The sequence below is a fragment of the Vibrio maerlii genome, from assembly GCF_003415655.1.
GTDB lineage: Bacteria > Pseudomonadota > Gammaproteobacteria > Enterobacterales > Vibrionaceae > Vibrio > Vibrio maerlii.
On sequence record NZ_QRHC01000006.1, the window covers coordinates 65,703 to 85,569 of the forward strand.

Genomic DNA, 19,867 nt, shown 5'->3' on the forward strand with positions numbered 1-19,867 from the left:
AGTAGAATGCGTTCTAAAACATTGTTGTTGGCGAGTATGTTGCTGTCCGCGCATACTCAAGCCGTTTCTCTGGAGGAGTCGGTTGCGTACGCTATCGATTACAGTCCAGAGATATTGGCACAATACTCGCGTTATCAATCTGTAGTAAGAGATGGAGATGCTGCTAGTGGGGATTATTTACCTCAGGCAAACCTCTACGGTGCGATTGGTTATCAGGGGACGAGATATGATAGTGATAACTATATCGATTCCGGAGACCGCAACGAAACCCGTTCAGAATTGGGATTAAGAGTCTCTCAACTTTTATTTGATGGCTTTGGTACCAGCGCCAATATTGATCGACTTACTTATGAAGCAGAAGCAGAAAGGCTTACGCTGATTTCTCGTGCAGAGAATGTTTCGCTTGATGTCGTACGTATTTACTTAGATCTACTCAAAGCGCAGACCTTATTAGAGCTCTCTGAACGAAATGTACGTGAGCACCAAGAAATCTATCAAGATGTGTTTGATAAGAAGCAGAAAGGGTTAAGTAGTAACTCGGACCTAGCACAAATTTCGGCTCGTGTTGCGACGGCGCAGTCATCGCTTATTTCAGCACAAAATAATCTCTATGATTTGCAGGCTCAGTTCTTACGCCTTGTCGGTAAAACACCAACGGATCTCGTCTATCCGATTTTCGATCAAGGTTTGTTACCGAGCAGTGTTGATGTCGCGAAATCTCAAGCTATTAATAACCATCCAGAGTTAAAAGCCGCGATGCTTGATCTTGACGCTGCTCGTAAAGAGGTACGTCGAGAAAAAGGGGATTATTACCCAGAGGTGAAATTAGAACTCGTTGCGAACAAAACGGATGATGTGGGTAATCAATCTGGTAAAGATGAAGATGCCAGAATTATGTTGACCGTTGACTATGACATCTTTAATGGTTTCTCAACCAACTCTCGAGTGGAGTCTTCCGCATGGCGTGTTGAAGAAGCCCGTGCGATTCGCTTAAGAACAGAACGAGAAATCGAAGAAGGGACGCAACTGGCGTGGAATGCTTATGACATGCTCGAGCGTCAAAAGGGTTTACTACAACAGAACGTAGACTCAGCAAAAATTGCCGAGCTTGGCTATATTCAACAGTTCCAAGTTGGCCGAAGAAGCTTATTGGATGTACTTGATGCGAAAGTCGAGGTATTTCTGGCGCGCCGGAATTATGTCAACACCCAGTATGACCATACGTTAGCTGCGTATCGACTATTGAATGCAATGGGAATGCTCACCTACGCATTGCGCATAGAGCACCCAGACGAGTGGCAGGAGAGTAAGTGATGAAGTACAAAAATCTAATGCTAGTGCTCTTTTCGCTCATCCTTCTTGGCTGTGCCCAAGAACCTGATTTAAATACGCATCGTCATCAGATTGATGATTTATCTGATGATGACAAAGATGGTGTGATTAATCAGCGTGACCTCTGTTTTGGTACTCCTGATGGTGTGCGCGTAGACACACAAGGTTGTGCAGATTGGGAAGTGAAAGAGCAAGCGAATGTTATTAGCTTCTTTTTCGCGATGGACCAAGACAAGGAAACGGTAGAACATCAGTCACCGCTCGAAGAGCTAGTGACGTTATTGAACGATAACCCAGAGGCAAGTGTCGTACTGATTGGCGATACTAGCCCTGAGGCGAGCTTAGCGTACAACCAAGCTCTGGCTGAGCGTCGCACTCATACCATTCGAGACATGCTTATTCGAGAGGGTATTGACCGTAACAGAATCTCAGAGCAAGAGTTTTCTCAAATTACCAACCTAACTTCCCATCTACATAAACGTAAGCGCCGCGCGATTGCCGTTGTCATGACAGATGATATGAGCGTCAAACCAAGTTGGACGATTTTTAGCTCGGAAGAGGTTCTAACCCCTGGCTCTCTTATTGAGAATCAAACATTCGTGGAGATTGATGATGAGAAGTAAACAATCAGCCTTAATGTTAGGGGTAATGCTAAGTTTATCGACATCAGTTTTTGCTGATGAAGAGCGAATTATAAGTTCTGTTGCCGTTGAAGAGTCCTTGTTACCTCTCATGGAGAATCTGGTTTCTGAAAAGCAAGCTGGTTTGGACCTAGTTGGAACTCACAATATCCCGATGATGATGATTAACGGCCAAGTACAAGTTGGGATCAGTTCGCGAAAATGGACGGACAAGGAAGTAGCAAAGTTCCAAAATGAAATGGGCTACAAGCCCACAGAACTTTATTTCACCGCTGACGTTGTAGCGGTTCTCGCGAACAAGGACAATCCCAACAATTTCGTTACCATGGATGAGGTGATTGATGTCTTTGGCTGTAACAAAGAAATTATCCCAGTTCGTTGGCAAAAATGGCAAGAGGGTGATTCACCCGTAATGGAGCCATATGCCATTGATGGTGGTTTAAAGCTTCATCAAAAAATGAATCAATGGGTGACTTGTAAGCCGGATTATTATGCCGCTACACAATATGTCGTTGATGGCGATGAGCTGGTGGAGAAAATGGATAGTTCTGAAGCTTCAATCGCTTATGTTACCTATTCAAGTGATTGGGATGAATATAAGCTTCTATCGATTGTAGATAAGCGTGGTGACCGATTCAGCGTTAATAAAGAAACCATCTTATCGGGTCGCTACCCACTGTCGAGCGTTTACTACATGTACCTCGACTTACCGCCGCATCGTAATTACTTCTCTGATAGTGAAAAGCTATTTATTAATTTGGCTTTGAATAGTGAGCTCAAAGCACAGCTTAATGAGTACGGCTTTATTAGCTTGCCTGAAGAAGCAATACGTCGAAATAAGGTACGACTGGGCTTGGAGCAACCAACCATTGAGGGTGGGTATAAGTAACAAAACTAGAGCGCTTCGCGTCTAGATACCTAGATAACGAGATCGCTTCGCTGCTGGAGATCTAGATATCGATATTTTCAGAAGCGTCGATAGTAAAAAGGGTTGACGTCCTAACGTCAACCCTTCAACATTCTCTAGCTCTCTAGCTCTCTAGCTCTCTAGCTCTCTAGCTCTCTAGCTCTCTAGCTCTCTAGCTCTCTAGCTCTCTAGCTCTCTAGCTCTCTAGCTCTCTAGCTCTCTAGCTCTCTAGCTCTCTAGCTCTCTAGCTCTCTAGCTCTCTAGCTCTCTAGCTCAATCGCCATATTGGCTGTGAATAAACTTGAGCTTACGCCACCCCCGCCTGCGATGAACACGCGTTGACAGTCCATGTCGAGGATATTAATACCTTGATTATCCAGTACGTGGGTGATTTCGTTAACGATACCAGCGCGATCATTGGAGTCTAAACGCACTTGGAATACTTGGTCTGGATTATGTGCTTTTGAGTCGCTATCGACAAACTGAACCATCAAACCATCTTGGGTTTCAAAGGCTTGTTTCACGATGGCTTCATTGTGTTTAGGGAGTTCTACTTTAATCACCGCGGCTACTTGGTTTTCAATAAAGTTTACTTTACTGATCAACCATTTACCGTCGTTTTCATGAGTGATAGCAGAAAGTCGTTTGATGGTAGATGGAGATGCGGTGCCGACAAAGTTCACAATAAAAGTGCTGTTCATAACGATAACCTCCAAAGGAAACACATTCACGTGGGTATATTCTCAGTTTAGGAGTTAGCGCAAAACAATGTTTGATGAGAGTCAACTTTCTGAACTAAGAATTACATGAAATCCTAAAAATCAAAGCCTTAGCACAAAAAAGGCGACCTTGAGGTCGCCTTTGACATGAATTTGGTGTTTAAAACGATATCTTCAGGGTCGCACCGTAGTATTGAGTGTCGTAATCAGCGCCAGCATTGAGTGCGTATTGCGCGGCATCTTGGTTGCCGTACCATGGGTCGAGATTGAAGTTTAGCTCGGCCTCACCGCCCCATGCATCCGTTACCCAATAGTGAATGTGTCCAACAGGGTTTAAGAAAAAGAGAGACACATCACCCATGGTGCGAGAGCCCCAAACTTCACCACCAGAGGCGATGAGATCTTGCTCTGCTTCAAACATCATTTCACCCACAACGGCACCGAAGAATGGTGTGATGAACAAGTCCTGCCAAGATGGAACTTCAGCGAAAGCTTCTACACCGTATTCCCAGAAGAAAGCAGACATGGTGAACGAGTACAGGAATGAGTCGAACTCATCGTAGCCCGCATGACGAGCTGCCGTATAGTAAACGCCACCAAAATAAGGGTGCATGATATAGTTTAGGAAGTGTTCATCGCGGTCCCAAACAGGGCCGTCTGATACGTTATCTTTCCATTTTTTACCTAATTTACTTAGGTCACGCTGATCCTCATCCCATTTTGTGATGCTTTCAGGTAAAAAGGTCATTAAACCTACGGTAGCGACACTAAGGCCTAAAATGGTATAGGTTTGTCCCATTAGGTAATCCCAGTCTTCTTCACTGCTTGGATTAAGGTGAAGTGGCATTGGGTTCGCATCTAGGTCTAGGTTATTATCGTCAGACAACGATAGTGTGGTTGCTTTGTAGCTGTAGGTACTGTCTGAGATACAATACTCAAGATTACAATTACTTAAGCTATCAAGGTTTAGAGGCATTGTGTTGTCTAAAGTGATAGCACTTGCAGCGCCAGAGGCTGCAAATAATGATGTAGCAATGCATCTTTTGAGCACTGTGTTCTCCATTAACAATACAAAGAATGATCTAGCGCACAATTATCTACTAAACTGTGCGTTAAGCAAAGCTAAGATATTAAAAAACAAATGATAGTTGCCTGTTTTTCTGATGTTTAAGCGCAAAGTTCTCCAAATCCTATTAATTGTAGGTTAGATTTTAGTTTCGTTGGAACCAACAACTAAAAATGTGCACTAAGTAGTGACTCGCACTCGATGTCTTGAGGTTTAAGAATGACAAAAATAGCAATGCTAAGTACCGGTGAAGAGGTGTTACTGGGTGATATCGTCGATACCAATGCGTCTTGGTTATCTGCGGAGTTTTATCAACAAGGTTATGCATTAAATAAACGTTCTACAGTTGGTGATAAATTAAGCTCTCTAGTGGAAGAGATGCTGAGCCTGAGTTTCAACCATGACGTAGTGATTGTGAACGGCGGACTAGGCCCTACGAGTGATGACATTACCGCCGAAGCTGCTGCTGTACTGTTGGAACAAGAACTTGTGCTTTTTGAGCAATGGTTAGAAGTGTTAGAAGAACGCTACAAAGCTTCGGGTAAAATCATGCCAGAAAGCAATGTTAAACAAGCGATGCTGCCAGAGAGTTCGGTTTTGATTGATAACCCAATTGGGACAGCCTGTGGATTTATGTTGGAGATCAACGATGCTCGCGTCTATTTCACACCAGGCGTGCCGAGCGAATTTAAGTTGATGGTCAGTCAGCAGATCCTGCCGGATGTGAAAGAGCATTTCCCAGTGAAGGACGAACCGTTGTGCAGCAGACTTTATACGTTTGGCCTCTCCGAATCAGGTATCTCGGATGTGTTGAATAAGTTCACTCTGCCCGATGGGTTTGAGTTTGGATATCGCTCATACCTTCCATTTATTGAAATTAAGCTATTTGGACCAAAGTCGGCAAATGATGAGCGTTTGCAGCTAATGAAGTTGATCTATCAGCACTTGCAGCAAAATGTAGTCAGTATTGATAAGCCTATGCTTGAACATGTGGTCAATTTGGTTGAACAATCTAAAACGACCATTGCCGTTGCCGAGCAATCTACAGGTGGTTGGCTCACCTCTTGGCTGCATAGCAACGAATCGCTAGAACCTTATTTCCAACAGTCTTGGTTTTTAAGCCATACGCTCGATAATTCTTTAAAAGAGAAAGATACCCTAGCTTCAGCATTTGCTTTGGCGGGTGCAACTCGCGAGAAGTGCAGTGTAGAGATCGCTGTCGTGACTGGGCAATGCGAGAACAATCAGTTCAGTGTTGCCATCTCAACCTCAAAAGGAGAGTGGGGCAGAGTGATGGAGTTCTCTCGTCAATATTCGCGTGAAAATCAACGCATGCTCATTTCTACTCTAGTTGTCGATATGATGCGTCGTTATCTGGAAGGTAAGGCCGTGTTTGCAGAGTATTCTTCATTGAAGAGTATTCGTGACATGCATATTCCGGTAACAAGTTTGGTTGACTAGAGTTATGAGCCTGAAATAACCATAAAAAAAACCAGCGAACAATCGCTGGTTTTGAGTCTAGATTGTGAGTTCTTGCTTAAGCTCGGCGCTGTTTCAATGAATATTGAACCTTATCGATTTCTATATCGGTTTTCGCTTTGCTGATGCAAGGTAAGATCTCATCTGGCTGAGTGTATGCCATAGCAAAACCAACAGTCTCGGTCTCTCCTGAGATAAGCTTACAGCGACAAGCGCCGCAATGCCCATCCCGGCAGTGATATTCTGCCTCAAGACCATTTGTCTCCATCGCATCCAAAATCGTCTGAGATGGGTTAGTGACGATCGTCACTTGACCGTTGATTTTTACTTGGCTCATTACAGCTCGAATCCTTCGAAGTCGTCTGCGTTTACTTCGTTGTCAATCTGGCCAACTAGGTAAGAGCTGATTTCCGCTTCCTGTGGTGCAACCTGTACGTTATCAGAAGACAACCAAGCGTTGATCCATGGGATTGGGTTCGACGTTGCTTCTGGGTAAGCCATTCCTAAGCCAACCGCTTGCATACGGATGTTAGTGATGTATTCAACATACTGACAAAGGATGTCTTTGTTCAGGCCGATCATTGAACCGTCTTTGAATAGGTATTCTGCCCACTCTTTCTCTTGCTCAGCGGCCGCTTTGAATAGGTCGAAACACTCTTGTTTACACTCTTCCGCGATTTGCATAAAGCTAAAGTCATCTTGACCGTTGCGCAGTAAGTTGATCATGTGTTGAGTGCCGGTAAGGTGTAGCGCTTCATCACGAGCGATCAGCTTGATGATCTTTGCGTTACCTTCCATCAGCTCGCGTTCGGCGAAAGCAAATGAACAAGCAAAGCTCACGTAGAAGCGGATTGCCTCCAATGCGTTCACTGACATCAAACACACGTAGAGTTTTTTCTTCAGTTCGTACAAGCTTACCTTGATTGTCTCGCCATTGACTTCGTGTGACCCCTCGCCGTAGCGGTGGTAATCGTTTGTCAGCTTGATCAGGTCATCGTAGTAGTGTGCGATATCTTTTGCACGCTTTAAGATGTGCTCGTTTTCTACGATGTCGTCAAACACGATTGCAGGGTCGTTCACGATGTTACGAATGATGTGCGTGTATGAACGTGAGTGGATCGTTTCTGAGAAAGACCACGTTTCAATCCATGTCTCGACTTCTGGAAGAGAAACCAGTGGAAGCAGCGCAACGTTCGGGCTACGGCCTTGGATTGAGTCCAGCAGCGTTTGGTATTTTAGGTTTGAGATGAAAATGTGTTTTTCATGCTCAGGCAGCTTGTTGTAGTCGATACGGTCACTAGAAACATCGACCTCTTCTGGACGCCAGAAGAACGACAGTTGTTTCTCGATCAGTTTTTCGAAGATCTCAAATTTTTGTTGGTCGTAACGAGCAACATTGACTGGTTGACCTAGGAACATTGGTTCCTTGAGTTGGTCGTTCTTTGTTTGAGTAAAAGTACTGTATGCCATGATACCTTAATTCCTTTTATACTCTTCATTCTAGAAATCTCAGCGTCGTTGACTGCATCAATTCGCCCTAATCAAATAATGGACTATGTTCAGAGGGCCGAATTGTCTTGTCGCCTAGCTGAGACTCCTATTATTTTGAGTATCGCCTTCTTAGTTACCTGCAACTGCAAAGGCTGATTAATTACATCTAGTTACGTTGAGCGTTAACTAGGTGATTAAATTTTACAACCGCCACCTGCGCAATCGTCATCTTGTGCTTGTACAGACTCGCCTTGCTCATCTTTCGCACCGTCACGGGTGTTGTGGTAGTACAGCGTCTTAACACCGAACTTGTATGCTGTGAGTAGGTCTTGAAGAAGCTTCTTCATAGGTACTTTACCTGACTCGTATACGCTTGGATCATAGTTTGTGTTTGCTGAAATCGCTTGGTCAACAAACTTTTGCATGATGCCCACTAGGTGCAGGTAACCGTCGTTAGAACCGATATCCCACAGTAGTTCGTAGTTATCTTTCAGGTTTGCGTAGTCTGGAACCACTTGCTTCAAGATGCCGTCTTTCGATGCTTTAACCGATACATAGCCACGTGGTGGCTCAATGCCGTTGGTTGCATTCGAGATTTGAGACGATGTCTCAGAAGGCATTAGTGCCGTTAGTGTAGAGTTACGCAGGCCGTGCTCTACAATCTCGCTGCGTAGAGCATCCCAGTCGTAGTGCAGTGGTTCTTCACAAACAAGGTCGATATCTTTCTTGTACGTGTCGATTGGCAGTAGGCCTTTCGCGTAGTTAGTTTCATCGAAAGAAGGACACTTGCCTTGCTCTTTCGCTAGACCCACAGACGCTTTCAATAGGTAGTATTGAATCGCTTCAAAAGTACGGTGAGTAAGACCGTTAGCGCTGCCGTCAGAGTACTTAACACCGTTCTTTGCTAGGTAGTATGCGTAGTTGATAACACCAACACCTAGAGTACGACGGTTCATTGTTGACTTGTACGCGGCTGGCAGTGGGTAATCTTGGTAATCAAGTAGTGCATCCAGTGCACGAACCACTAGCTCAGACAGCTCTTCTAGGTCATCCAGAGAATCGATAGCGCCCAGGTTAAACGCAGATAGAGTACATAGCGCGATTTCGCCAGAGTCGTCTTCAACGTTCTTCAGTGGCTTGGTTGGCAGTGCGATCTCCAAACATAGGTTTGATTGACGAACTGGCGCAACTTTAGAATCGAATGGGCTGTGTGTATTACAGTGATCCACGTTCTGGATGTAGATACGACCCGTCGAAGCGCGCTCTTGCATCAGTAGCGAGAATAGCTCTACAGCACGAACCGTTTCTTTCTTGATTGACGGATCGTTTTCGTATTGAACGTAGAGTGCTTCGAACTTCTCTTGGTCTTCGAAGAATGCATCGTATAGACCCGGTACGTCAGATGGTGAGAACAAAGTAATGTTGCCACCTTCTACAAGACGTTGGTACATCAGCTTGTTCAGCTGTACACCGTAATCCATGTGACGAACACGGTTTTCTTCAACACCACGGTTGTTCTTAAGAACCATCAATGACTGAACTTCGCCGTGCCATAGTGGGTAGAATACCGTTGCTGCGCCACCACGAACACCACCTTGAGAACAACATTTTACCGCTGTCTGGAAGTATTTGTAGAATGGGATACAACCCGTGTGGAATGCTTCACCGCCACGAATTTCAGAACCTAGAGCACGAATGCGACCTGCGTTGATACCGATACCCGCACGTTGAGAAACGTAACGAACGATAGAGCTTGCTGTCGCATTGATAGAATCAAGGCTGTCGCCACACTCAATCAGTACACATGAGCTGAACTGACGAGTAGGAGTACGTACACCCGACATGATAGGCGTAGGTAGAGAAATCTTGAACTGAGATGCTGCATCGTAGAAGCGCTTAATGTAATCAAGGCGCGTCTCTTTTGGATACTTAGCGAATAGGCATGCAGCAACCAGAATGTACAAGAACTGAGCACTTTCGTAGATCTCTTTCGTTACACGGTTCTGAACGAAGTATTTACCTTCAAGTTGCTTCACCGCGCCGTATGAGAAGTCTAGGTCACGCTTGTGGTCGATAAAGCCATCTAATAGGTCAAATTCTTCTTTGGTGTAATCTTCAAGAAGGTGCTGATCGTACTTGCCCATATCAACAAGTTTAGCCACGTGATCGAATAGTGCCGGTGGCTCATATTGACCGTAAGCTTTTTTACGAAGATGGAATACCGCTAGCCGAGCTGCTAGGTATTGGTAATCCGGTGTTTCTTCTGAGATAAGATCCGCTGCTGACTTGATAATCGTTTCATGGATATCAGTCGTCGTGATGCCTTCATAAAATTGGATGTGAGCTTTAAGCTCAACCTGAGAAACTGAGACGTTTTGAAGACCTTCGGCAGCCCACGTGATGACACGGTGGATTTTCTCTAGATCAATACTTTCTTTGCGCCCGTCACGCTTAGTGACAGTGAGTTGTTGGTTCATTCTGTTTGATTTCCCTAACAAAGCTGGGTAAAGCCGCATTTTGGTGTAATTTTTGTAAATCGTACGCTGGCTTTGTGATCCAAGTCGACCTATATCTAGGAGGGTAAACACTACATATAGGGGTGCTTTACATTTCGGATTACAAGATAGTGGTTAGACCGCACTTTTTCAAGTTTACGAATTGTGCCTACTTGTGGATAACCGTTGGAAAGAAAAAAATCAGTTAGTGTTTACTTACTGATGGCAATAGTTGCGAATTGATTGTAAGAAATATCGGCTTTGAGATCGGTTTAGATTTAACCGCAGCGAAAAATATTTTTCTTGATCTTTGACAAAAATTTACCTGAAAAATTGGCAGTTCAAAAATTGAATCAAGCGCACAGTTACAGCACAAAAATCGGTGTAAAAGTGTGCTTGCTAACATTTTATTTACTTCTATAGACGTTCAATAACGTTCGGTTCGGAAGCTGACTATTCAGTTAATGAATGTACTTATTTCATCTATCTTTTTTACCTGATAAACAAAAAGGCCAAGCACCGATAAGATACTTGGCCTGGAAAACGAGTTGAGCGACTAGTGAGCGTTAACTTTGAATGAAATGACTCTAGCCAAGGTTACTTCGGTAGTTGAGTATGCACGATGTAGTTGACATCGACATTGCGACCAAGTTTGTACGTGTCGGTCAACGGGTTGTAGTGCAGACCCGTGATACCAAGCTCTTGTAGTGGAGTAGCATCGATCATTTTCATCATCTCTGCTGGGCGGATGAACTTGTCGTGGTCGTGCGTTCCTTCAGGGACAATCTTAAGTAGTTTCTCGGCACCCACTATAGCAAATAGGTACGACTTGATGTTGCGGTTCAAGGTTGAGAAGAAAACTTGGCCACCTGGCTTGACCAACTTAGCGCAGGCTGCAATCACGGATTGAGGGTCGGGTACATGCTCAAGCATTTCCATACACGTTACCACGTCGTAGCTGCCAGGGTGTTCTTCAGCGTGTTGCTCGATGGTGTTTTGAATGTAAGTCACATTCTTAGTCCCAGTTTCTAATGCATGCAACCTGGCGACCTCTAATGGCTCTTTGCCCATGTCTAGGCCAGTCACTTCTGCACCTTCACGTGCCATGCTCTCTGCTAAGATACCGCCGCCACAGCCAACATCTAGCGCCTTTTTACCAAATAGGCCATTAGCCTGTGAAAGCACGTAGCCAAGACGCAGCGGGTTAATTTGATGAAGGGGTTTAAACTCACCCTCGAGATCCCACCAGCGAGAAGCCATGTCTTCGAATTTCTTGATTTCTGCAGGGTCGACATTGTGTTGTGTATTGGACATAGTGCTTTTTCTCAATGGGTGCTTCTTGATTACAAAGTTTTCTGCATTATAACCAGTTCCTAATATGAGACAAACTAGACTTTTTCTGGCTGAAAATTAGCCGTTTATCAGGTGGATATGTATTGAACGTGCAATTTCTCATCAATTGATTCACAACCAAGGTCACAACCTGATAAAAGGAGAGGGAAAGTGATGCCGTAAGGCTGGATTGTGTGTTATATTTTTCCGACTTATACGTATCGAAATAACGATCAAACTATAGAGGGACAATGGCTCTATGAGCGATCTAGCTAAAGAGATCACGCCCGTAAACATTGAAGATGAGCTTCGAGGTTCATACCTAGACTACGCGATGTCAGTTATCGTGGGTCGTGCTCTTCCAGATGTGCGTGACGGCCTAAAGCCAGTACACCGCCGCGTTCTATTCGCGATGAATGTACTTGGTAATGATTGGAACAAAGCATATAAAAAATCTGCCCGTGTGGTAGGTGATGTAATCGGTAAATATCACCCACATGGTGATAGTGCGGTGTACGACACAATCGTACGTATGGCTCAGCCATTTTCGCTTCGTTATATGCTGGTTGATGGACAAGGTAACTTTGGTTCCATCGATGGGGATTCAGCGGCGGCAATGCGTTACACCGAAGTACGCATGGCTAAAATTGCTCACGAGCTTTTGGCTGACCTCGACAAGGAAACGGTGGACTACGTACCAAACTATGATGGTACTGAGCAAATCCCAGCCGTTCTTCCAACAAAAATTCCTAACCTATTGGTAAACGGTTCCTCTGGTATCGCAGTAGGTATGGCGACAAACATTCCACCTCACAACCTTACTGAAGTTGTTGAGGGCTGTTTGGCGCTGATTAATAACGAAGACATCACTATCGATGAGCTCATGGACTACATCCCTGGTCCAGACTTCCCGACAGCTGCACTGATCAGTGGCCGTAAAGGCATTATCGATGCATATAAGACGGGTCGCGGTAAGGTTTACATGCGCTCAAAGGCGGATATCGAAGTAGAGAAGAACGGTAAAGAAACTATCGTTGTTACTGAGATCCCGTATCAAGTGAACAAAGCTCGCCTCATCGAGAAGATTGCAGAGCTTGTTAAAGATAAGAAAGTAGAAGGCATCAGTGCACTACGTGACGAGTCTGATAAAGACGGTATGCGTATTGTTATTGAATGTAAGCGCGATGCAGTGGGCGAAGTGGTTCTAAACAACCTTTACGCTAACACTCAGCTTCAAACGACTTTCGGCATCAACATGGTTGCGCTAGACAATGGCCAGCCTAAGCTATTCAACCTAAAAGACATGTTGAAGTGCTTCGTTGATCACCGTCGTGAAGTTGTAACCCGTCGTACTATCTACGAACTAAGAAAAGCACGTGATCGTGCACACATCTTAGAAGCGCTATCTTTGGCTCTGGCTAACATTGATGAAGTTATCGAGCTAATCAAGAATGCGCCAACGCCAGCTGAAGCAAAAGTTGGCCTAGTGTCTCGTGGTTGGGATCTGGGTGATGTTGCTTCTATGCTTGAGCGTGCAGGTACTGACGCAGCACGTCCAGATTGGCTAGAGCCAGAGTTTGGTATTCGTGACGGCAAGTACTACCTGACTGAAACACAAGCGCAAGCAATCCTTGAGCTTCGTCTACACCGTCTAACGGGCCTAGAGCACGAGAAGATCTTAGACGAATACAAAGCACTTCTTGATGAGATCGCTGAGTTAATGCATATCCTTGCAAGTACTGAGCGTCTAATGGAAGTGATCCGTGAAGAGCTAGAGCAAGTTCGTGACACCTATGGCGATGCTCGTCGTACTGAAATCACAGCGGCTAGCCATGATATCGATCTTGAAGAGCTGATTGCTCAAGAAGACGTAGTGGTAACGCTATCTCACGAAGGTTACGTCAAGTACCAAATCCTAAGCGACTACGAAGCACAGCGCCGTGGTGGTAAAGGTAAGAGTGCAACGAAGATGAAAGATGAGGATTACATCGAGCGTCTACTTGTTGCGAATACTCACGATAATATCTTGTGTTTCTCTACGCGTGGTAAGACTTACCGCTTGAAGGTATACCAATTGCCTCTCGCGAGCCGTACCGCTCGTGGTAAGCCGATCGTTAACATTCTTCCTCTAGAAGAAGGCGAGCGTATTACGGCTATCCTACCTGTTTCTGAGTTCAGCGATGACAAGTTCATCTTCATGGCAACAGGTGACGGTACCGTTAAGAAGACGTCTCTGGATCAGTTTGCAAATGTTCGTGCAAACGGCCTGATTGCGCTTAACCTGCGCGACGACGATGAGCTAATCGGTGTAGACATTACTACAGGTGCAAGCGACATCATGCTGTTCTCGAAAGAGGGTAAAGTAGTTCGCTTCAATGAAGATAAAGTACGTGCGATGGGTCGTACAGCGGCAGGTGTTCGCGGTATGAAACTAGCAGAAGCTGACCAAGTTGTTTCACTGATTGTTCCTTCTAACGAAGGTGACATCCTAACAGTGACGCAAAATGGTTACGGTAAGCGTACTGAGCTTGCAGAGTACCCAACTAAAGGTCGTGCAACTCAAGGTGTTGTCTCTATCAAAGTCTCTGAACGTAATGGCCCAGTAGTTGGCGCTATTCAGGTTGAAGAAGGCGATGAGATGATGATGATCACCGACGCAGGTACGTTGGTTCGTACTCGTGTAGCTGAAGTTAGCCAAGTCGGTCGTAACACTCAAGGTGTAACACTTATCCGTACTGCTGAAGATGAAAATGTTGTTGGTCTGCAGCGTATCGAAGAAATTGAAGAAGCTGAAATCATCGACACTGAAGTAGCAGAAGGCGAAACAGCTGAAGCGCCAGCGGCGGATGACGCGGCAACAGAAGAGGGTGGCGAGGAGTAATCTTCCCACTTCCAATCTGAATAATAAAAGCCGAGCAGTAATGCTCGGCTTTTTTGTAGGGAGCGCTTACGCGTTCGACTCGCACTCATGAATCTAGGCTGATGTCTGAACTGGTTGTGATAAGGTGGCCAATCATTCTTTACCTTGCCACCCAAATGTTACTTCAACTGTTCAACTCTATGATTTCGTATGAATTAATGACTTTTTTAGGCTCTGCCATTGTATTGTTCGCGAGCTCTAGGGCGAGTGTTGAGAGTGTGTCGCCGGCCAAAGAAAAGTCTTGGTAGTAACATAAAACCGGGACATCGAGCATTTGTAACAGGTTCAATGTCGCGGTAGAGGTACAGATCGTGATGTCCTCGCCGACTTTTTTTCCCTGGGCAATTGCTGCTCTTTTGAGCTGATGGGTGAGATGAACCGAAACCGTGATCACCGCATCACTAGTTGCTACGACCTCGTTGAGCGCTGATTCCACCTTGGCCTCGTCGGCTAAATCCAGCTTTATTGTGTTTAGGCGGATCCCTTGTGCAAGTTTGTTGTTTGAGGCTGCCTCAAACCCTGCTAGCTGGTTGATATAGTGCATATAATTATCATTAGCAGAGATGTAAGTGATGGACTTCTTTCCTTGGCTAATCAAATGTTCAACTGCTTCTTTGGTAAAAGCATAGTTATCGAAATCGAATTGATGGGTTGGGATTTTGAGATCACTTTGCCCAAAAGTCACCATCGGGATCTGCTTGTTCGCCAGCTTTGAAATCCTAAAATCTTTTGGCTCTAGTTGGGTTAAAACAAAGGCGTCAGGTCGAAATTTTGCCAGGTAACTCTCAAATACATCCTTCATCTCTTTGCGGCTGGTATAGGGCAGGAGTTTCATATTGTAACCGCAACTGTGAAGATTGCTCGAAAAGCCAGCGATGAGGTTGTACTGTGCGGCACCCATAGTCGATGCAGCACCTAGTCGGTCAAATGGGAGCATAATCGCAATCTCATAGGACTTGCCTGTTCGAAGAGCTTTTCCGGCCAAATTAGGTTGATAGCCTAGCTCTTTTGCGACTCCCATTACTCGTTCCAATGTATCTGGCTTTACCTGTTCAGGGGAAGCGAATACGCGGCCTACGGTAGCCACTGAGAGGTTCGCTTGGTGAGCGATTTCTTTGATGGTAACTCTTTTCTTTTTATTCTCTGACGTCATAAAAACTACTTATTGATCACACATTTAAAGATTGATAGGGGACGACAAGTTGACAGTCAAGATTATACAGAATATTTTTACAAAACAAATGAGAACGTTATCATTTTTATGAGTTCTCGTTTTTTATGATGATAAATGAGAACGTTCTCATAATAACTATTTAATTTAACGTGAAACATTACTCTACGTGGAGAAACCAATGAAAGGGAAAATGACCAAGCTTGCACTTGCCAGCCTCCTTGCTTCTAGTGGCATGAACGTATTTGCAGAAGAAGTATCAGTTGTTCATTTTTGGGTAACAGGAAGTGAATCCAAAGCGCTATCTGTGATATCGGATGATGTAAAGGATCAGGGCTTTGAGTGGAAAGACATATCGGGTAATAACCGCAGTACGGCGATTTCACTGTTTAACAATATGCGTGCAGCCAACCAACCTGTAGAAGCGGTAATTTGGCAACCAGGCCCTGGTCTTCATGAGATGGTTGATGCAGACCAGGTACGAAACCTTGATGGGCTTGCAGAAAGGCTTGCGTGGGATGAGAACTTCTACTCTTCGGTTCAAGAGTTAAGTAAGTACAAAGGATCATATTACTCCGTGCCGACCAACATTCATGGTGCTAACTGGATGTTCTATTCAAAAGAGGTGCTAGAAAAAGCTCAAGTAGAGCCACCAAAGAGTTGGCAAGAGTTTATGGAAGCTGCCCCTAAAATTCAGAAAGCGGGTTATATCCCACTGGCTTTAGGGGGCGAAGCTTGGCAAGAGCGCATTTTGTTCATGTCTCTCGCTTTAGGTGAAGGCGGTAAAGCTTGGTTCGATGATGTTTTCCTCAACGGAAATATCGAACAGCTTGACAGTGAAAAAGGTCGAAAAATCGTCTCCATGTTCCGCGACTTGAATCAATTTGTTGATAACGGCTCTCCGGGTCGAAACTGGAATGATACGACGGCGTTGTTAATTCAAGACAAAGCCGCGTTCCAATTCATGGGCGATTGGGCAAAGGGTGAATTTGCCGCTGCAGGGCAGAAAGCTAATGTTGATTATGGCTGTTCGGTCGCTCCTGGTTATGAAGCGTTAATGGTTCAGGTGGATAACTTTATTGCACCTGTTGGCGCAAATCAAACCGCTCAAGATGCATTTATCAAAGCCGCAACTTCAGCGGAATCTCAAGAGCAGTTTGCGTCATACAAAGGCTCGTTGCCGATTCGAAAAGATGCCAGTGTCGACCACTTAGATGCATGTGTCGGTTATGCCTTCAACTTACTTGAAGACAGTAACAAGCAAACATTGAATCCAACTCAGGTCATGTCGCCTGATGCGATGGGTGCCCTAATGGATGCGGTGACTAATTACTGGAATAACCCTCGTGTATCCGTAGACCAGGGTGTTAGTTCTATCATCGCTTCTGTAAGGATGGCTCAGTAATATGAAACGCTATTTAAAAAGCCAACATGTGGTTTTAGCCCCCATCATAATTGCCATAGTTTTGGTCTTTTATGGTCCGCTTTTGTGGACGCTGTTGATTTCCTTTACTTCATCTAAAGTATTGCCGACATATGACTTTGTTGGGTTTGCACAGTATGAGAGGTTGCTAGCGAATATCCGTTGGCAGACCGCAGTCGACAACATGTTCATATTCGGATTCTTATATGTGTTCTTTTGTCTAGCTATTGGCTTTTTTATAGCGGTTCTCATTGACCAGAAAATTCGAATGGAATCGGGTTTTCGCACGGCTATGCTGTATCCACTTGCCATTTCATTCATCGTAACGGGTTTGGTATGGCAGTGGATATTGCATCCTGAAATAGGCTTTCAAACGATTGTAAGGAGTATGGGTTTTGAATCCTTTACGTTTGATTGGTTAGCAAGATATGACAAGTCTATTTATGTCGTCGTCATTGCAGCAGTCTGGCACTCAGCAGGGTTGGTGATGGCACTCATGTTAGCGGGTCTACGTGGTGTTGATGACGATATATGGAAAGCCTCACAAGTGGATGGTATTGCTCGTTGGAAGATGTACCTTTTTATCATCATTCCAATGATCAAAGGCATGTTTATTACCGCCACGATCATACTTATTACGCACGTATTGAAGTCTTATGACCTGGTTGTGGCATTGACTAAGGGTGGCCCTGGGTTCTCCTCAGACATACCGAGCAAGTTCATCGTTGATCATTTATTTGATAGGGCAAACATCGGTTTTGCCAGCGCGGCAGCGGTATACATGTTGCTTATTATGGTCGCGATACTGACACCTTTCGTTTTAATTAAAAAGCTAAAAAGGGTTTAATGCATGAGCACGATATCTTTAGCGTCATCCGAGGCACCCATTGCCGTTCCGAGGAAGAAGAAGAAAATAACCACTCAGAAAGTGGTGGTGTATATTTTCTTATTCCTGTGCTCTATCTATTTCTTATTGCCTCTTTACATCATGGTCATTACATCATTTAAGGAGATGGAAGAAATCAGGCTAGGCAACATCCTTGCATGGCCACAAGAGTTTTCATTTTATGCGTGGGATAAAGCATGGAACAGCTCCTGCTCAGGCACATCTTGTCAGGGGATCAAGGTTGGGTTTATCAACTCATTAAAGATTGTGATCCCCTCGACTATTATTTCGGTTGTCCTTGCTGCAATCAGTGGTTATGCACTGGCACTTTGGAAAGTTCGATGGGGGAATTTGATTCTTTCCGCCTTGATGTTAGGCGCATTTGTACCGTATCAAGTCATCCTATATCCGTTGGTTAAGTTGATGGCGCTAACCGGACTCTATGGAACACTCCCTGGTGTGGTGCTTATTCACGTGATGTTTGGTTTACCCATTCATACGCTTATTTTTAGAAATTACTATGCAGCACTGCCAAGTGATTTGATTAAAGCGGCTCTCATTGATTCCGGGGATTTCTTTAAAATTTTCTTCCATATTATTTTGCCTCTGTCATCCAGCATCTTAATCGTCAGTACTATTTTGCAGGTGACCGCAATCTGGAATGACTACCTGATTGGTCTTACGTTTGCAGGTATAGATAACTTACCGATGACCGTGATGCTGAATAACATTGTTAATTCAACGTTTGGAGTAAAAGAGTACAACGTCGATATGGCAGTGACGATGATTACAGCTTTGCTGCCACTTGTTGTGTATTTATTTGCGGGCAAGTTCTTTATCAGAGGCATTACCAGTGGCGCAGTGAAAGGTTAGATAAAAATTATGGCAACTATAGAACTCAAAAACATCGATAAAATATACGCTGGAAAAACACACGTACTAAAAAATATCACGCATACGATTAAGTCCGGTGAATTTACCGTTTTGCTGGGGCCTTCTGGCTGTGGAAAATCAACGCTGCTGAATATTATTGCGGGTTTGGAAGAGGTGGAAGGAGGTTGTGTTTATATTGATGGCAAAGACGTCACAGACTTGCCCCCTAAGGAACGAGACATCGCCATGGTGTTCCAGTCCTACGCTCTATATCCGACCAAAAGCGTGAGAGGCAACATGGAATTTGGCCTCAAAATGGCGGGGGTTAAGAAAGAAGTGAGAGAGGCAAAGGTAAAGGAAGTGGCTGAGTTACTTCAGATCACCGAATTGCTTGATAGAAAACCCTCTCAACTTTCCGGTGGGCAAAGGCAACGTGTCGCCATTGGACGTGCATTGGTTCGGGATGCAAAGGTCTTCTTGTTTGATGAGCCGCTCTCGAATCTTGATGCGAAACTGCGAGCAGAAATGCGCAGTGAAATTAAGCTCCTTCATGAAAAGCTTGGGAAAACGATGATCTACGTGACTCATGACCAAGTGGAGGCAATGACGATGGGAACGAATATCGTTGTGATGAATGAAGGCATTATTCAACAATCAGACAGTTCAAAAAATGTCTACATGCAACCAGAAAATCTTTTTGTTGCAGGCTTTTTAGGGTCGCCTCCGATTAACAAAATTAACGGCCAATTTATCAAGGAAAAGCAGAACAAGTATTTTGAATTTGGCAATGGTACGCGCATTGAATTGTCCGGTTATGACTTTTCGAGAGAACCTTACGATGGCGAAGAGTTGGTACTTGCGATACGACCAGAGAATATTAAAGAGCCCGATAGTGCGGAGAAAGCAAAGACCTTCACATTTGATGTAGAACTGGCCGAGCCTCTGGGTTATAGCGCATTAATTAAATGCAATTTGGGTCAAAATAAAATCATATCGCGCGTTTCATATGATTACTACGAAAGTGTTCAAGACAGTAAAAGCATCGACTTAGCTTTTGACTTGGACAAGTTACTAATTTTCGAATCTCAATCTGGAAAGCTGTTGAAAGCGAATCTGGCATAAATCATAACTA

At 44.5% G+C, this 19,867-nt stretch carries 15 protein-coding genes and 1 pseudogene; 9 read left to right on the forward strand and 7 right to left on the reverse strand.

What is annotated here, in order from left to right; translation table 11 throughout:
- The first annotated feature begins 6 nt into the window (after window positions 1–6).
- From DPF91_RS11655 to DPF91_RS11665, 3 genes are read left to right on the forward strand one after another with little or no spacing between them, the layout of a single operon-like run.
- Complete coding sequence (locus DPF91_RS11655) at window positions 7–1,314, forward strand: TolC family outer membrane protein (RefSeq protein ID WP_117234612.1); 1,308 nt, start codon at window positions 7–9, stop codon at window positions 1,312–1,314.
- Window positions 1,314–1,955: an OmpA family protein gene (locus DPF91_RS11660; protein WP_117234613.1), complete on the forward strand. Its 642-nt coding sequence runs from the start codon at window positions 1,314–1,316 to the stop codon at window positions 1,953–1,955. Before DPF91_RS11655 ends, DPF91_RS11660 begins: the two co-directional genes overlap by 1 nt.
- Window positions 1,942–2,862, forward strand: a complete 921-nt coding sequence (locus DPF91_RS11665) for a PstS family phosphate ABC transporter substrate-binding protein (RefSeq protein WP_117234614.1) — start codon at window positions 1,942–1,944, stop codon at window positions 2,860–2,862. Before DPF91_RS11660 ends, DPF91_RS11665 begins: the two co-directional genes overlap by 14 nt.
- 287 nt (window positions 2,863–3,149) lie before the next feature.
- Here the strand turns inward: DPF91_RS11665 and DPF91_RS11670 are convergent.
- Window positions 3,150–3,581, reverse strand: a pseudogene (locus tag DPF91_RS11670) (glycine cleavage system transcriptional repressor); the annotation flags it as partial.
- Between the two features lie 178 nt (window positions 3,582–3,759).
- Window positions 3,760–4,575: a DUF3943 domain-containing protein gene (locus DPF91_RS11675; protein WP_338116881.1), complete on the reverse strand. Its 816-nt coding sequence runs from the start codon at window positions 4,573–4,575 to the stop codon at window positions 3,760–3,762.
- Between the two features lie 309 nt (window positions 4,576–4,884).
- Here DPF91_RS11675 and DPF91_RS11680 point away from each other — a divergent pair, with 309 nt between their 5' ends.
- A complete protein-coding gene (locus DPF91_RS11680; RefSeq protein ID WP_117234617.1) occupies window positions 4,885–6,126 on the forward strand; it encodes a CinA family nicotinamide mononucleotide deamidase-related protein in 1,242 nt (413 codons plus the stop codon).
- Window positions 6,127–6,202: 76 nt separating this feature from the next.
- On the opposite strand, the gene DPF91_RS11685 is transcribed toward DPF91_RS11680, so the two are convergent.
- From DPF91_RS11685 to ubiG, 4 genes are all read right to left on the reverse strand, one after another.
- Window positions 6,203–6,481, reverse strand: coding sequence for a 2Fe-2S iron-sulfur cluster-binding protein (locus tag DPF91_RS11685; protein WP_117234618.1), 279 nt, complete (start codon window positions 6,479–6,481; stop codon window positions 6,203–6,205).
- Window positions 6,481–7,614, reverse strand: a complete 1,134-nt coding sequence (gene nrdB / locus DPF91_RS11690) for a class Ia ribonucleoside-diphosphate reductase subunit beta (RefSeq protein ID WP_117234619.1) — start codon at window positions 7,612–7,614, stop codon at window positions 6,481–6,483. Before nrdB ends, DPF91_RS11685 begins: the two co-directional genes overlap by 1 nt.
- Window positions 7,615–7,829: 215 nt before the next feature.
- The gene (nrdA, locus tag DPF91_RS11695) at window positions 7,830–10,112 is read right to left on the reverse strand and encodes a class 1a ribonucleoside-diphosphate reductase subunit alpha (protein ID WP_117234620.1); all 2,283 of its coding nucleotides are present in this window, start codon (window positions 10,110–10,112) and stop codon (window positions 7,830–7,832) included.
- A 615-nt stretch (window positions 10,113–10,727) separates the two neighbouring features.
- The gene (gene ubiG / locus DPF91_RS11700) at window positions 10,728–11,444 is read right to left on the reverse strand and encodes a bifunctional 2-polyprenyl-6-hydroxyphenol methylase/3-demethylubiquinol 3-O-methyltransferase UbiG (RefSeq protein WP_117234621.1); all 717 of its coding nucleotides are present in this window, start codon (window positions 11,442–11,444) and stop codon (window positions 10,728–10,730) included.
- 277 nt (window positions 11,445–11,721) lie between these two features.
- On the opposite strand from ubiG, the gene gyrA reads away from it, so the two are divergent.
- Window positions 11,722–14,343, forward strand: a complete 2,622-nt coding sequence (gene gyrA, locus DPF91_RS11705) for a DNA topoisomerase (ATP-hydrolyzing) subunit A (RefSeq protein ID WP_117234622.1) — start codon at window positions 11,722–11,724, stop codon at window positions 14,341–14,343.
- Window positions 14,344–14,506: 163 nt separating this feature from the next.
- Here the strand turns inward: gyrA and DPF91_RS11710 are convergent, their stop codons facing one another.
- Window positions 14,507–15,535, reverse strand: a complete 1,029-nt coding sequence (locus DPF91_RS11710; RefSeq protein WP_117234623.1) for a LacI family DNA-binding transcriptional regulator — start codon at window positions 15,533–15,535, stop codon at window positions 14,507–14,509.
- 199 nt (window positions 15,536–15,734) lie between these two features.
- Between DPF91_RS11710 and DPF91_RS11715 the strand changes: the two genes are divergently transcribed.
- The 4 genes from DPF91_RS11715 to DPF91_RS11730 all read left to right on the forward strand — a co-directional run bounded on the left by DPF91_RS11715 (window position 15,735) and on the right by DPF91_RS11730 (window position 19,857).
- Window positions 15,735–16,958: an ABC transporter substrate-binding protein gene (locus DPF91_RS11715; protein ID WP_117234624.1), complete on the forward strand. Its 1,224-nt coding sequence runs from the start codon at window positions 15,735–15,737 to the stop codon at window positions 16,956–16,958.
- A 286-nt stretch (window positions 16,959–17,244) separates the two neighbouring features.
- The gene (locus DPF91_RS11720) at window positions 17,245–17,823 is read left to right on the forward strand and encodes a carbohydrate ABC transporter permease (protein WP_241033809.1); all 579 of its coding nucleotides are present in this window, start codon (window positions 17,245–17,247) and stop codon (window positions 17,821–17,823) included.
- 3 nt (window positions 17,824–17,826) lie between these two features.
- Window positions 17,827–18,735 carry a carbohydrate ABC transporter permease gene (locus DPF91_RS11725; RefSeq protein WP_117234626.1) on the forward strand — a complete coding sequence of 303 codons (909 nt, stop codon included), beginning with the start codon at window positions 17,827–17,829 and terminating at the stop codon, window positions 18,733–18,735.
- Between the two features lie 9 nt (window positions 18,736–18,744).
- Complete coding sequence (locus DPF91_RS11730) at window positions 18,745–19,857, forward strand: ABC transporter ATP-binding protein (protein ID WP_117234627.1); 1,113 nt, start codon at window positions 18,745–18,747, stop codon at window positions 19,855–19,857.
- Window positions 19,858–19,867: the final 10 nt, after the last annotated feature.